This window comes from Microvirga calopogonii (genome assembly GCF_003347665.1).
Classification (GTDB): Bacteria; Pseudomonadota; Alphaproteobacteria; order Rhizobiales; family Beijerinckiaceae; genus Microvirga; species Microvirga calopogonii.
Map to the genome: position 1 here is coordinate 344,154 of NZ_QDGA01000001.1, position 14,408 is coordinate 358,561.

Consider the following 14,408-nt stretch of genomic DNA (forward strand, 5'->3'; position numbering starts at 1 on the left):
AGGGGGCACACATGACGATTGCAGGATCACCGGATCAGAAGCTGAACCGCCGCTTGCGCCTGGGCATGGTCGGCGGCGGGCGCGGCGCCTTCATCGGCGCCGTGCACCGCATCGCCGCCCGCCTCGACGACCGCTGGGAACTGGTGGCGGGCGCCCTCTCGTCCGATCCGGAGCGGGCTAGGGCCTCCGGCGAGGACCTGCTCCTGAAGCCGGATCGCATCTATGGCGATTTCAACGAGATGGCCCGCCGCGAACGGCGCCTGAAGGACGGCATCGACGCGGTCGCCATCGTGACGCCGAACCACGCCCACGCGGCGGCTGCGCGCGCCTTCCTCAAGGCCGGCATCCACGTGATCTGCGACAAGCCACTCACGACCACGCGGCGGGAGGCGGACCAGCTCGCGAAACTCGCGCGCGAATCCGGTCTCGTCTTCGCGGTCACGCACAACTACACAGGCTATCCGCTCGTGCGGCAGGCCCGCGCCATGGTGCAGGCCGGCGAGCTCGGGGCGATCCGCGTGGTGCAGGTGGAATACGCGCAGGACTGGCTCGCCACCCGCATGGAGGAGACCGGCAGCAAGCAGGCGGAATGGCGCACGGATCCAGCCCGCTCGGGTCCTGCCGGCGCCGTCGGCGATATCGGCACCCATGCCTTCAACCTCGCCGAGTTCATCGCGGGCGACGAGGTCACGTCTCTGTCGGCGGAGCTGCACACCTTCGTGGAGGGCCGCAGGCTCGACGACAACGCGCACATGATGCTGCGCTTCGCATCGGGCGCCAAAGGCATGCTCTGGTGCAGCCAGGTGGCGGCCGGGCTCGAGAACGGCCTGAAGATCCGCATCTATGGCGAGAAGGCCGGGCTCGAATGGCATCAGGAGAACCCCAACTATCTCGTCTTCTCGCCCCTGGGCGAGCCGCCGCGCACCATCCGCCGCAACGGCTATGGCGCCGACGACGTCTCCCGCGCAGCCTCGCGCATTCCGGGCGGGCATCCGGAAGGCTATCTCGAAGGCTTCGCGCAGCTCTACACGGACGTGGCCGAGCAGATCGCCGCGCGGATGGAGAACCGCGAGCCCAGCCCCTTCTCTCTCCAGGTGCCGACCGTGGAGCACGGCGTGCGCGGCGTGCGCTTCATCGAGGCGGCCGTGCGCTCGTCGCAGCGCAAGGCCGCCTGGGTCGATTTATAGTCTGTCTGGAACAGGGGACCGGCCCTGCCGGTCTCCTGTCCAATTCCCTTGAAATCGCCTCCGCAATCATGACGTATAGGGTCATCGCCCATGCGGATCAGACGATTTCAAGATGGCTTCCACGCATCACCACCACGGCATCGAGGACCTGAACGACACCCAGAAGCGGGTGCACCGGATTCTGTGCTCCGCCGAGAACCCGCTCTCGGCCTATGAAGTTCTCGACAGGATGCGGGCCAAGGGCGCCGTCACGCCGCCGACCGTGTACCGGTCCCTCGACAAGCTGATCGAGAAGGGCCTCGCCCACCGGCTCGAGAGCCTCAACGCCTATGTGGCCTGCAAGCACCCTCATCACGAACACGAAATGGCGGCCTTCGCGATCTGCGAGAGCTGCGGTCTCGTCAAGGAATTCACGGACCCGCATATCAGCGAGCGCCTGTCCCATTGGGGCGACGACCATGCGTTCTGCACCAAGAAGGTGACGGTCGAGATCCGTGGTCTGTGCGAGACCTGTGCAAAGTAAAGCTTTTCCTCAGGAACATCGACCTATTATATATTGTTATATTATTTAATATTCCCTGTAATAAGCCGTGTTTTTGTGGAAACGCCAATTTCCTTTGCGGAATATGCACAGGTGCAAGCGTCTTCAGTAACGATAGCACATTGTCAGCCACACATTTTCCCTATATGAATATGTAGGTTCCGTAATAACAGGAGTGTGGCTCATGAGCACCAAGGCCCTCAGGAAAGAAGAAGAGGACAACCTCCTCCGTCGTGCAGACGATCTGTGCCGCCAGAACAACCTCAGGCTCACGCCGATTCGCGAGCGCGTCTATCGCGAGCTGGTCCAGAGCGGCGGCCCCGTCGGAGCTTACGATCTCGTCGACCGTCTCAGCAGCGAGAAGAAGCGCCTGGCCCCGGTCACGATCTATCGCGCACTCGACTTCCTGCGCGATGCCGGTCTCGTCCATCGTCTGGCGACCCAGAACTCCTATGTGATCTCCCACGGCCAGCCGGACGTGAACGCGATGAAGATCATGTTCGTCGATTCCAAGACGGGCGAGACCATCGAAGTTCACTCGACGGAGGTTGCAGAGGCCGTGAAGAAGGCCGCCGAGCAGGCAGGCTTCAAGTCCGTCTCCCCCTTCATGGAAGTCGAGGGCGAGATCGCCCACTGATTTCTAAGAATGGGGCAGGATCGATATCGGGATCCTGCCTCTCGGGCTCTAGAGCATTTTTCGGCGAAGTGGATCCGGTTCGCCGTCAAAAAATGCGACCCAGCAAAGAAGAGAGACGATTCCACGCAAGTGGAAACGGCTCTAGAAACTTAAAAGGCCGGGCATTGCCCGGCCTTTTCCTTGTTTCGATGAGCGGATGCCTCACTCGGCCGCGAGGGCCTGGCGATGGGGATGCGTGTCCTCGGCCCGGCCGGCCCGCACCGTCTCCTTCGAGATGAAGGTGTAGAACATCGGCACCACGAAGAGCGTGAAGATCGTGCCGATCGACATGCCCGAGGCGATCACGAGACCCATGGAGAAGCGGGCCGCCGCACCCGCGCCGTTGGCATAGAGCAGCGGCGCGACGCCGAGCACCATGGCGGCCGTGGTCATGAGGATCGGACGAAGACGCACGCGAGCAGCCTCCTCGATGGCCTCACGCTTGTTGACGCCGTGCTTAGCCTTCAGGTCGTTGGCGAACTCCACCATCAGGATGCCGTGCTTGGTGATCAGACCCACGAGGGTGATCAGCCCGACCTGCGTGTAGATGTTCAGCGTCGCGAGCCCGAGATTCAGGAAGATCATGGCGCCGAACATGGAGAGCGGCACCGACATCATGATGATGAACGGATCGCGGAAGCTCTCGAACTGCGCCGCCAGCACCAGATAGATCACGATGACCGCGAGACCGAAGGCGAGGAAGATCGAGCTTCCCTCCTGGATCTCCAGGCGCGACTGGCCGGCATAATCCTCGTAGAAGCCCTGAGGCATGACTTCCTTGCCGATCGCACGCAGCGTCGCCAGGCCTTCCGACGTGGTCACGCCGGGCAGCGGCAGCGCCGAGACGGTCGCCGAGTTGAGCTGGTTGAACTGCTCGATGACGGCCGGGGCCGCGTCCGTCTTGATGCTCACGAGCGCCGAGAGCGGAACCATGGACCCGTCGGAGGCGCGGACATAGTACTCGGCCAGGCGTTCCGGATTCAGGCGGTCCTGCTGCCGGACCTGGCTGACCACGTCGTAGCTGCGGCTGTCGCGGTCGAACTTCGAGATCGGCGCGCCGCCCACCAGGGCGCCGAGCGTGTTGCCGATCTCCGAGACCGGCACGCCCAGGGCGGCGGCCCGGTCGCGGTCGACCGTGATGCGGGCGCGCGGCGTCTCGTAGGAGATGGAGTTCTGAACCACGATGAACTTGCCGGACTTCATCGCGCGCTGGCGAATCTGCTCGGCCACCTCGTAGGCCTGGGACGAGTCGCCGATGGTCCGCAGCACGTACTGGACCGGGAGGCCGTCGCCGCCACCAGGGAGTGACGGAGGCGCAAAGGCGAAGGCCTGCACGCCCGCGTTCTCGTTCAGAAGATTCTGGATCTCCTGCTTGGTCACGGCGCCCTTCTTCGCGCGCTCGCTCCACTCCTTCAGCTTGAAGCCGAAGAAGCCGCCGCCGCCACCGTCGATGCCGACGATGAGGAAGCTGTCCTCGATCTCTGGGATCTTCTCGCCCGCATTCGTGAACTGCTTGGAGAAGGCCTGGGTGTATTCGGCCGTGGCGTATTTCGGCACGTTGACGATGCCGAGATAGGCGCCCTGATCCTCTTCCGGCGCGAGCTCGGAGGACGTCTTGGTGAAAAGGAACGCCGTGGTGCCGAGCAGGACGGCGACGATGACCAGCGTCACGCCGCGGTAATCCAGCGAGCCTTTCAGGCGCCGCCCATACCAGTTCTCGAGCTTGGTGAAGGTGCGGTCCACGAAGGCGGCGAACCGTCCCTGCCCACCATGCGCCTTCAGCAGCTTCGAGGACATCATGGGCGAGAGCGTCACCGCGATGATGCCCGAGATGATCACCGCGCCTGCGAGCGTGAAAGCGAACTCGCGGAAGAGCGAGCCGGTCAACCCTTGCGTGAACCCGATCGGCGCATACACGGCGGCCAGCGTGATCGTCATGGACACGATGGGAAGGAAGATCTCCTTCATGCCCACGATGGCGGCCTCGACGGGCTTGAGCCCCTCCTCGATGTGGCGATGGATGTTCTCCAGCACCACGATGGCGTCGTCGACCACGAGACCGATGGCGAGCACCATCGCCAGCAGGGTCAGGAGGTTGATCGAATAGCCCAGCGCATAGAGGAAGAAACACACGCCGACGAGCGAGAGCGGAATCGTCACGATGGGGATCAGCACCGAGCGGAAGGAGCCCAGGAAGAGCAGGATCACCACCACGACGATGAGGGCCGCCTCACCGATGGTCTTGAACACCTCCTCGATGGAGGCCGAGATGAAGTTCGACGCGTCGTAGACGATCTCGACGCTCATGCCTTTCGGCAGAGTCGGGCGGATCTCGTCGATGGCCTTCGTGACTTCGGCCGCCACGGTCAGCGGATTGGCCGAGGGCGTCGGCGTGATGCCGATGAAGGTGCCCTGGCTGCCGTTGAAGCTGACGATGGTGTCCGTGCTCTTGGGTCCAAGCTCCACATCCGCCACGTCGCGCAGGCGCACGACCTGATCGCCCGCCGAGCGGATCGGCAGCATGCCGAAGGTCTCAGGCGTCTGCAGCGTGGTCTGCATGTCGAGCCTATAGGCCACGTACTCGCTCTGCGTCTTGCCGGGCGCCGCGAGGAAGTTGTTGGCGTTGATCGCCTGAACGACGTCGCCCGCCGTGACGCCGCGAGCCGCCAGGCGCACGGGATCGAGCCAGACGCGCATGGAGAAGTCGCGCCCGCCGAGGATTTCGGCATTGCCGACGCCGTCGAGCGTCGCGAAGCGCGGCTGCACCACGCGGGTGAGGAATTCGGAGACCTGCTCCGGATTCATCTCCGTGCTGCCGAAGGTGAGATACATGAGGGCGAAGCTCTGGCCCGTGCCCTTCATGATCACCGGATCCTCGGCCTCCGAGGGAAGCTGCGCGCGCACCTGCTGCACCTTCGCGGTGACTTCGGTGAGGGCCGCGTTCGGATCCGTGTTCAGGCGCATGCGCACCGACACCGTGCTGATGCCGAGGCGGCTCTGCGTCGTCACGTAATCCACGCCTTCCGCGCTGGACACGGACTTGGCGATGGGCGTGCTGATGAAGCCCTGGATCAGGTCGGCACTGGCGCCCGTATAGGTCGTCGTGATCGTGATCGTGGTTTCCTCGACCTCAGGATACTGACGCACCTGAAGGCTCATCAGGCCCTGCGCGCCGAGCAGCAGGATCAGGAGGCTCACCACCATCGACAGGACGGGGCGGCGGATGAAAAGTTCGGTGAAACTCATGGCTTATGCCTATTGCCCGCTCGCGAGCTTCGACGCGTCGAGCTTCGTCACATCAATGGTGTTGTCGATCTTGACCGCCGCACCGGACTGCAGCTTGTTCTGCCCGGAGGCGACCACCTGCTGGCCCGGATTGACGCCGGAGACGATCTCGAGAGCGCCGCCGCGGCGGCGGCCGGTCTTCACGAAGACCTGCTTGGCGATCAGGACCGGCTTGCCGTCCTTCTGCTCCTCGTCGATCGTGTAGACGTAATCGCCGTAGAGGCTGGCGATCACCGCCGTCTGAGGCACGGTCATGACATTGGGCTGCGCCGGCAGGACCACCTCCACATGGAGGAACTGACCGGGAAGGATGGTCCCGTCCTTGTTGTCCTCGACCAGGGCCTGGACCGAGACGAGCCGGGTCTTGGGGTCGACGCGCGGATCCTTGCCGATGACGTGGCCCTTGAACGGCAAGTTACCCTCGGTGGTGCCGAGATGGATCTCCTGACCGAGCCTGACCTCGCTGGCACGCTGCTCCGGCACCGTGAAATCGACCTTCATGGACGACAGGTCCTGGAAGCTCGCAATCACCGTTCCCGGCTGCAGATACTGTCCGACATCGACCCGCGGAATGCCGATCACGCCCGAGAACGGCGCCTTCAGGGCTTTCTGCTCGATGGTCGCCTGCAGGCGTGCGAGGCGGGAGCGCGCCGCTGCGAGCAGGGCGCTGGCCTGATCGAGATTGGCTTCCGTACCGTAGCCGCGGGTCGAGAGCGTCTTGGCGCGCTCGAAGCTGCTCTCGGCGGTCTTGACGTTCGCCTGAACATCCTGGATGTCCGCACGTTCGACCGAGTCGTCGAGCTGGACGAGGACCTCGCCCTGGCGAACGTTCTGGTTCGCCTTGAACTTGATCTCGCTGACGATGCCCGCCGTCTCGAAAGCCAGCTCGACGCCGTTGGCGGCCTTGGCCGTTCCGATGGCGCTGATGCTCGGCGTCCAGGTCTTGGACTCGACCTTGGCGGCCGAGATCACCTGCGGCGGCTGCTGCATGGTGGCGAAGAACTGGGTGATCATCTTGTCGCGGAAGAAGTTGAACCAGATCAGGCCGGCGCAAAGTCCGATTGCAAGAATAAAGACGAGAGCAACTACAATGCGCCGTTTCATAGGCTTTTTCCGAGAGTTAGGGCTCAGTCCTTAGAGCCCTGTACGACTATGGTGGGTGCGGCAACAGCGTACTTTACCTTGACGCCCATGCCGTGAGAGGGAATTTATATACCGGCTGGACGGTTTAGTTGCAAGTGCGTCCGCGCACAAGACAAGAGATGTAGATGCTGTTTCCCTGTACCAGAGGCCGCAAGAGTTCCCGCGAGAAGATCCTCGACGCGGCGGCGGAACTCGTCGCCGAAATCGGCGCCGGCCGGCTCACCCTGGATGCCGTTGCCGAGAAGGCCGGGCTCAGCAAGGGCGGGCTTCTGTATAATTTCCCCACGAAGGAAGCCCTGTTGCAGGGCATGATCCAGCGCATGATCGACCAGGTCACCTCGGAGAAGGACGCCTTGAGGAGAACGGCCGAGCCTGGGCCGAACCTGGAAGCCCGCGTGGTCACGAAGACCCTGCTCAACATCTGCTGCGGCGGCAAGATGCAGGAATTCGCCACCGGCATGATGGCGGCCACGGCCGAGAATCCCGGCCTCCTCGACCCGGTGCGCCAGGTCATCAGCAACACGTTGGATCAGCTGAAGGCGAACTCGGACGATCTGGACGCCGCCCTGCTGGGCTGGCTTGCGACCGAGGGCCTCAGCAATCTCGAGATGCACAATCTCAGCCCGTTCTCGGACGAGGATCGCGAACGGATCGTGCAGGCCATCGACCGGGTCGTGGTCAAGGGCATCGCCGAGTAGAACCGCCCTCCTGTCTCAAGCCATCCAGGATGGATCGCTCAGGACCTCGTCGGTATGCTCGCCGAGACGCGGCGAGGGGCGGTTGGCCGCCATCGCCTGCCCATCCATCACGATAGGCGAGCGGACGGACGGGATGGCCCCTCCCCTTGCGGCCTGCGAGGGCAGGTCGATCCTCATGCCCCGGGCAATCACCTGCGGGTCGGCGAAGACATCCGCCACCGTGTTGATGGGCCCAGCCGGGACGCCCTGCCGTTCCAGGGCCGACAGGAGATCCTCGCGGGTAAATTTGAGCGTCAGCTCGGTCAGCACGGGAACGAGCTCGGCGCGGTGGCCGACGCGGCCCGCATTGGTCCTGAAGCGCTCGTCCTGCGCCAGTTCGGGCTGGCCCAGCACCGACGCGAAGCGGCCGAACTGGCCGTCATTGCCGACCGCCACGATCACATGGCCGTCGGCTACCGGAAACACCTGATAGGGCACGATGTTGGGATGGGCATTGCCCATGCGCCGGGGCGATTTGCCGGACGCCAGGTAGTTCATGGCCTGGTTGGCCAGCACGCTCGTCTGCACGTCGAGGAGCGCCATGTCGAGATGCGCTCCCTGCCCCGTGACGTCGCGCTTGCGCAGCGCCGCCAGGATGCCGACCACGGAATAAACCCCGGTGAAGATGTCCACATAGGCGACACCGATCTTCTGCGGCTCGCCTTCAGGGTCTCCCGTCAGGTCCATGATGCCGCCGAGGCCCTGGATCATGAAGTCGTAGCCGGCCCGGGAGGCATAAGGCCCGTCCTGTCCGAAGCCCGTGATCGAGCAATAGACGAGGCGCGGATTGACGGCTTTGAGGCTCTCGTAGTCGAGCCCGTATTTCTTCAGGCCGCCGACCTTGAAGTTCTCGATCACCACATCCGCCTGGGAAGCGAGCTTGCGCACGAGTTCCTGCCCGTCGGGGGATTCGAAATCAACCGCGATGGAGCGCTTGCCGCGATTGCAGGAATGGAAATAGGCGGCCGAGAGGTGGTCGCCCTCGGCGCCCTCCACGAAGGGCGGCCCCCAGCCGCGGGTGTCGTCCCCGGCGCCGGGCCGCTCCACCTTCACCACATCGGCACCGAGATCGGCGAGAAGCTGACCGACCCAGGGGCCCGCGAGAATGCGCGCGAGCTCCAGGACCTTGAGGCCTTCGAGCGGCTTCATGAGATCAATCCATCACGGCATCGAGGCCGCGCTTCAATCCGATGAAGGACGAAACGCGACGGGCGGCCAGAAGCGTGCCGGCCACATAGGGAGCGGCCGAGGAGCCTGCATCGTGGCGGATCACCAGCCGTTCGTTGTCCGCCCCGAACACGGCCTCGCAGGACAGGACGAAGGACGGCATGCGCAGGGAGTGGACCTGCACCGGCTCCTTCGCGCCCAACGCGCCGCCGCGTGTTTCCTGCACGCCGGCCAGTTCACCGACCGCCTTCGACGTTGCGGGCTGGCGCACCTCGCTGAGAAGCTCCGCCAGTTCCCGGGCCGTGCCGGAGGGCGTGTCGGGCTTCTTGGCGGACGCGTAATCGATGACCTCCACGTCCGGCACGTAGCGGGCCGCTTCCAGAGCGAAGCGGCGAAGGAGCGTCGCCGTGATCGAGAAGTTGCCGGCCGCAAGCACCCCACGCTCGGCCGCGAGCGCATACCGGTCGAGTTCCGCATAGTCCTCGGCCGAGAGACCGGACGTGCCGATGACCATATGCCGCCCCTGTGTCAGCGCCGTCAGGGCATGCGCCTTCACGGCTCCGGGCTTGGTGTAGTCGATCACCACGTCGGACGGCACGGTGAGCGCCTCCTCGAGGGTGGCGCTGACCGGAACACCGAGGCGTGACAGCCCGGCGGCCTCGCCCGCATCCTGGCCGGCGGCGCTGCGGCTGACCGCCGCCACGAGCGCGAGATCGTCAGCGGCGGCGATCGCCGCCACGAGGGCCTTGCCGACCCAACCGGTCGATCCCGCCAACGTGATCCGAAGTGACATGAGCTACCAGCCTTCTCTCAAAAGAACGCCTGCAGGCCCGTCTGCGCCCGGCCCAGAATAAGGGCGTGCACGTCATGTGTGCCTTCATAGGTGTTCACGGTTTCCAGGTTCTGCGCATGGCGCATGACATGATATTCCTCTTGGATACCATTTCCGCCGTGCATGTCGCGGGCCTGGCGGGCGATATCCAGGGCCTTGCCGCAATTGTTGCGCTTGACCAGCGAAATCATCTCAGGCGCCACCCGGCCCTCGTCGAAGAGGCGGCCGACCCGCAGGGAGGCGTGAAGACCGAGGGTGATCTCGGTCATCATGTCGGCGAGCTTCTTCTGCACGAGCTGAGTCGCGGCAAGCGGCCGGTCGAACTGCTTGCGGTCGAGCGTATATTGGCGCGCCCGGTGCCAGCAATCCTCCGCGGCCCCCAGGGAGCCCCAGGAAATGCCGTAGCGTGCCCGGTTGAGGCAGCCGAACGGACCCTTCAAGCCGGACACGTTGGGGAGCAGCGCATCCTCGCCCACCTCGACATTGTCCATGACGATCTCGCCGGTGATCGAGGCGCGGAGCGAAAGCTTGCCGCCGATCTTCGGCGCGGAAAGGCCCTTCATGCCCTTCTCCAGCACGAAGCCCCGGATCTGATTGTCGTGCGCCTCGGACTTCGCCCAGACCACGAACACGTCCGCGATGGGGGAATTGGAGATCCACATCTTGGAGCCGATCAGGCGATAGCCGCCATCGGTCTTCACGGCACGGGTCTTCATGCCGGCCGGATCGGAGCCCGCATCCGGCTCGGTGAGGCCGAAACAACCGACGAACTCGCCCGAGGCGAGCTTGGGCAGGTACTTCCGGCGCTGCTCTTCGGAGCCGTAGGCATAGATCGGGTACATGACCAGGGAGGACTGCACGCTCATCATGGAGCGGTAGCCGGAATCGACCCGCTCCACCTCGCGGGCCACGAGGCCGTAGGCCACGTAGGAGGCGCCTGCACAGCCGTAATCCTCCGGCAGGGTCACGCCGAGGAGGCCCAGCTCGCCCATCTCGTTGAAGATGCCACGGTCGGTCTTCTCCTCGCGATAGGCCTCGATCACGCGCGGCAGGAGCTTGTCCTGGGCATAGGCGCGGGCCGTGTCGCGGATCATGCGCTCGTCGTCGGTGAGGAGCTCATCGAGGAGGAACGGATCATCCCATTTGAACTTCGCATATTCCTGAGCACCGGCCATGACGGTCATCCTTCCCGAAAGAGTGCGCGGCCAGCCGTTCGGGCCGACCAAAGCCATTGAATTTGAGCGGCAAAATCGCGCTGGACAGGGAAAATGTAAATCGACATCTTCGCAGCAGGTTATTCTCAAATGGAATGAATGTGTTTCGTCGCGGCTTCCTGCCCAATGTGGGCAACCTTCTGGCCTTCGAGGCCACCGCCCGTCATGGCAGCGTATCGAGAGCCGCCGAGGAGCTGAACCTGACGCAGAGCGCCGTCTCGCGCCAGATCCAGCAGCTGGAGGAATCCCTCGGCGTCTCCCTGTTCAGCCGCTCCCGGCAACGGGTCGTGCTCACCGATGTGGGGCGCATGTATGCGTCCCAGGTCCGCACCACCCTGTCCGAGCTCTCGGACGCGACCCATCAGGCCATTGCGCTCTCGGGCACGAGCGGGGTCCTGAACCTCGCCACCCTGCCGACTTTCGGCACCCGCTGGCTCATTCCGCGCATTCCGGACTTCTTCGCCCGGCACCCCGGGGCGACGGTGAATTTCGGCGTACGCCTCGTGCCCTTCGATTTCGCAGCCGATCCCTTCGATGCGGCCATCCATTTCGGTGAGCCGCATTGGCCGGGCGCAGTCTGCGAATTGCTGCGGAACGAAGAGGTCGTGCCGGTCTGCAGCCCTGCCTATCGGGAGCGGGAGAACCTGCGCGCCCCGCAGGATCTCACCCGTGCCACCCTGCTCCAGCAGAGCACCCGCCCGACGGCCTGGGCGGAGTGGTTCGCCAGCGTCGGCGTGAGCGTCGGCAATCCGCTGCGCGGCCCGCGCTTCGAGCAATTCGCCATGGTGGCCCAGGCGGCCGCCGCCGGGCTTGGCGCCGCCCTCATCCCGCACTTCCTTATCGCCGACGAGCTGGCTTCCGGTCGTCTCGAGATCCTGTTCCCGCACAGCCTCGTCAGCGGCGGCGCCTATTACCTCGTCTATCCGGAGCACAAGGCGGAGACGCCGCTCCTGCGCTCGTTCCGTGACTGGATCCTGAGCGAGATTCGTCAGGGATAGACGCGCTTCGGCTTCATGATGCGACGGCTCAAGGTAAACGCGACGATCCCACAGACCACGATGGCGCTGACCATCGAGATCGGGGTGCCGTTGTAGAAGGCACTGACGAGCACGATCACCACCGCCCCCGTGCTGAGCTGCAGGGTGCCCATGAGCGCCGAAGCGGTCCCGGCCACCGGGCCATGCTCCTCGAGTGCCAGCACGGCCGTCGAGGGTATGACATAGCCCAGGCAGCCGAAGGAGACGAAGAGCAGCCCCCAGAGAACATAGACGTTGTCGACGCCGAGGACGGTCAGCACGAACAGCAGAGTCACCAGCACGGCAAAGCAGGAGATCGCGGTTCTCACGACCCGCTCGGCATCGAAGCGGCGCATGAAGAAACTGTTGAACTGCGCGCTGCCGATGAACGCGATGGCATTGGACGCGAAGACCATGCTGTAGGCGGACGGCGTGAGGCCGAAATGCTCGATGAAGATGACCGATGAGCCGGCGAGATAGGCAAAGAAGCTCGCCTGGCTGAAGCCGCCGATGAAGGCGAGACCCAGGAAGCGACGATCCTTCAGAAGACTTCTGTATGTCGAAAAGGCATGTCCGATGCCTTTGCGCTCCGCATTGGGCTTGTGGGTCTCCGGCAGGAGGAAGAGAACGACGGCAAGGCCGGCAAGACCGATCACGGCAATGGCCCAGAAGATCGCGCGCCAGCTGAAGAAGGCCGTCAGGGTGCTGCCGGCGAGCGGCGCCAGGATGGGAGAGACGCTGAAAACCAGCATGGTCGTGGCCATCAGCCGGGCCGCCTCATGGCCGGTATGCAGATCCCGGATGATGGCCCGAGGGATGACCATGGCCGCGCAGGATCCGACACCCTGCAGGAAGCGGAAGGCGATGAGGGTTTCCACATTGGGCGCGAAGCTGCAGCCGATGCCTGCTAGAATGAAAAGGCCGAGGCCGAAATAGAGCGGCGGCTTGCGGCCGAACCGGTCCGACAGCGGCCCATAGACGATCTGGCAGACCGCCACCGCCAGGAAGAAGCTCATCAGGCTCATCTGCACGGCGCTGACATCCACCTGGAACTCGCGGGCGATGGCTGGGAACGACGGCAGGTACATGTCGATGGCGAAGGGCCCGACAGCCGAGAGCATGCCGAGAACGAGCGCGTTGCGCAAAAAGGCGGACTTCATGGAAAACGGCTTTCGTAGCCCCGGCCGGCGCGCCGGGATTGAGAAAACGGCCTGTTCATCGGAGGAACAGGTCAAGCAATGTGGACTGAGAATGGCCCCGGCTCACTTAGCGCATCGTGCGGAAAAGTGGACCCGGTTTTCCGCACGATGCGCCAGCCGAAACGAGGAGCATCGTAGGATACGCGATGTTTTTAGGCCTTCCGGTGCCGAGGTTCAAGACGGCGGCCGCCTGTCATTGGATTATAGTCCGCTCTGGCTATAATCCTTACGGTTCGTTAACCATGAATGGTCATAGCTGATTAACCATCCTGCCGGGTGGGCCGATCCGCGAAGACCCGTCCCTCCTTCACGGCAGCCAGTTCAGCCGCCTGGCCAGTCCCAGAGATTTCACAATTCTTCATGACCGCCTCGATGCCTCCGAATCAGACGTGTCTCAGCATTCCGCATTGCGCATTGCGCACTGGTTCGATCCACGCGAGACCGGCCGGCGTGCGTAAGGCGCTGCACAGCCTTGCTGCCGGAGCCGTCCTGATGGCCTTGTCCGCCTGTGCGGGGCGCTCGGACCTGGGCTATGCGAGCCTCATGTCCGAAGTTCCGGCGACGCGGGCGATCGTCGTTCCTTCGCCCGGAGGCCCATCCGTGGTCGCCGTTCTGCAACAACAATACCAGGATGGCCTTTCGCAGGAGATCGCTCTCTCGACGGCCTCCCTGACCTCAGGACAGAACGCCTTTTACGTGAGCCTGCTCAACAACACCGCAGGCAACACGGAACTCCCGAACGCCCTGTCCTTGCCCTCCATGACTCCGGACCGCCTCCAGCGAGAGATGGAGGAACGGATGCCGGGCGTCGAGATGGAGACGTCTCTGGTCTATGTACAGAACCGGTTCGGGCCTTTCGGCTTTGCCACAGGGCGCTCCTCCGCGGGCGATCTGTGCCTGTACGCTTGGCAGCAGATCGAGCCGGGCGAACCCGCCGTCTTCGTTCCAGGCGGAGCGGTTTCCGTCCGTCTGCGCCTCTGCGATGCGGATGCCAATGTAGATCAACTGCTGCGTGTCTTCTACGGCTATACGATAGCTGCCTATTACCGTCAGGAGTCTTGGAATCCATACGGGGATCCGCCCTCCCCGCCCAAACAGCTCGGGGAGAAGGACGCCCCGATTTATCCGCGCGGCCTCGGCGACAGCAGAGGAAGCGCAACGATCGTCCGCCGGCGCAACGTCACCGAGCGAGACCGGCAGGTCACGAGTCCCGTGCAGGCTCCACGCCGCACCATCGACAAGGATATGATCGTCCCAGCCGTGCCGCTTGAAACCGCTCCGCCGAGCGGCTACCCGGTCGTGCCGCCGCCGCCCAGCCAATAACCGCACGAGTCTCAACGTAATGCTATTTCATATAAATAACATTACGTTTACCGCTGTGACATTAGGCCTAAGCTACACTATAGATATA

12 protein-coding genes are annotated in these 14,408 nt (G+C 64.0%); 6 read left to right on the forward strand and 6 right to left on the reverse strand.

Annotated features, from left to right (window positions below; genetic code table 11):
• Positions 1-11 precede the first annotated feature (11 nt).
• From DDF70_RS01610 to DDF70_RS01620, 3 genes are all read left to right on the forward strand, one after another.
• Positions 12-1,187: a Gfo/Idh/MocA family protein gene (locus DDF70_RS01610; protein WP_114943103.1), complete on the forward strand. Its 1,176-nt coding sequence runs from the start codon at positions 12-14 to the stop codon at positions 1,185-1,187.
• A 112-nt stretch (positions 1,188-1,299) separates the two neighbouring features.
• Complete coding sequence (locus DDF70_RS01615) at positions 1,300-1,710, forward strand: Fur family transcriptional regulator (RefSeq protein ID WP_114943104.1); 411 nt, start codon at positions 1,300-1,302, stop codon at positions 1,708-1,710.
• 202 nt (positions 1,711-1,912) lie between these two features.
• A complete protein-coding gene (locus DDF70_RS01620) occupies positions 1,913-2,365 on the forward strand; it encodes a Fur family transcriptional regulator (protein WP_114943105.1) in 453 nt (150 codons plus the stop codon).
• A 201-nt stretch (positions 2,366-2,566) separates the two neighbouring features.
• Here DDF70_RS01620 and DDF70_RS01625 read toward each other — a convergent pair whose 3' ends face one another.
• Positions 2,567-5,650: an efflux RND transporter permease subunit gene (locus DDF70_RS01625; RefSeq protein ID WP_114943106.1), complete on the reverse strand. Its 3,084-nt coding sequence runs from the start codon at positions 5,648-5,650 to the stop codon at positions 2,567-2,569.
• Between the two features lie 9 nt (positions 5,651-5,659).
• Entirely contained in the window at positions 5,660-6,793 is a 1,134-nt protein-coding gene (locus DDF70_RS01630; RefSeq protein WP_114943107.1) for an efflux RND transporter periplasmic adaptor subunit, read from the reverse strand.
• A gap of 164 nt (positions 6,794-6,957) precedes the next feature.
• Here DDF70_RS01630 and DDF70_RS01635 point away from each other — a divergent pair, with 164 nt between their 5' ends.
• Positions 6,958-7,530 carry a TetR/AcrR family transcriptional regulator gene (locus DDF70_RS01635; protein WP_114943108.1) on the forward strand — a complete coding sequence of 191 codons (573 nt, stop codon included), beginning with the start codon at positions 6,958-6,960 and terminating at the stop codon, positions 7,528-7,530.
• A 15-nt stretch (positions 7,531-7,545) separates the two neighbouring features.
• On the opposite strand, the gene DDF70_RS01640 is transcribed toward DDF70_RS01635, so the two are convergent.
• Genes DDF70_RS01640 through DDF70_RS01650 form a run of 3 tightly spaced genes read right to left on the reverse strand, consistent with a single transcriptional unit; the run spans position 7,546 to position 10,743 of the window.
• Positions 7,546-8,718: a CaiB/BaiF CoA transferase family protein gene (locus DDF70_RS01640; RefSeq protein ID WP_114943109.1), complete on the reverse strand. Its 1,173-nt coding sequence runs from the start codon at positions 8,716-8,718 to the stop codon at positions 7,546-7,548.
• Positions 8,719-8,722: 4 nt separating this feature from the next.
• Positions 8,723-9,529 carry a 4-hydroxy-tetrahydrodipicolinate reductase gene (gene dapB / locus DDF70_RS01645; RefSeq protein ID WP_114943110.1) on the reverse strand — a complete coding sequence of 269 codons (807 nt, stop codon included), beginning with the start codon at positions 9,527-9,529 and terminating at the stop codon, positions 8,723-8,725.
• A gap of 17 nt (positions 9,530-9,546) precedes the next feature.
• The gene (locus tag DDF70_RS01650) at positions 9,547-10,743 is read right to left on the reverse strand and encodes an acyl-CoA dehydrogenase (protein WP_114943111.1); all 1,197 of its coding nucleotides are present in this window, start codon (positions 10,741-10,743) and stop codon (positions 9,547-9,549) included.
• A 134-nt stretch (positions 10,744-10,877) separates the two neighbouring features.
• Between DDF70_RS01650 and DDF70_RS01655 the strand changes: the two genes are divergently transcribed.
• Positions 10,878-11,780 (forward strand): LysR family transcriptional regulator, encoded by a 903-nt coding sequence (locus DDF70_RS01655; protein WP_170316011.1) that lies wholly within the window; start codon positions 10,878-10,880, stop codon positions 11,778-11,780.
• Here the strand turns inward: DDF70_RS01655 and DDF70_RS01660 are convergent.
• Positions 11,771-12,958, reverse strand: a complete 1,188-nt coding sequence (locus DDF70_RS01660; RefSeq protein WP_114943112.1) for a multidrug effflux MFS transporter — start codon at positions 12,956-12,958, stop codon at positions 11,771-11,773. The genes DDF70_RS01655 and DDF70_RS01660 overlap by 10 nt on opposite strands.
• Positions 12,959-13,447: 489 nt before the next feature.
• On the opposite strand from DDF70_RS01660, the gene bcsN reads away from it, so the two are divergent.
• Positions 13,448-14,320: a cellulose biosynthesis protein BcsN gene (gene bcsN, locus DDF70_RS01665; RefSeq protein ID WP_162820181.1), complete on the forward strand. Its 873-nt coding sequence runs from the start codon at positions 13,448-13,450 to the stop codon at positions 14,318-14,320.
• Positions 14,321-14,408: the final 88 nt, after the last annotated feature.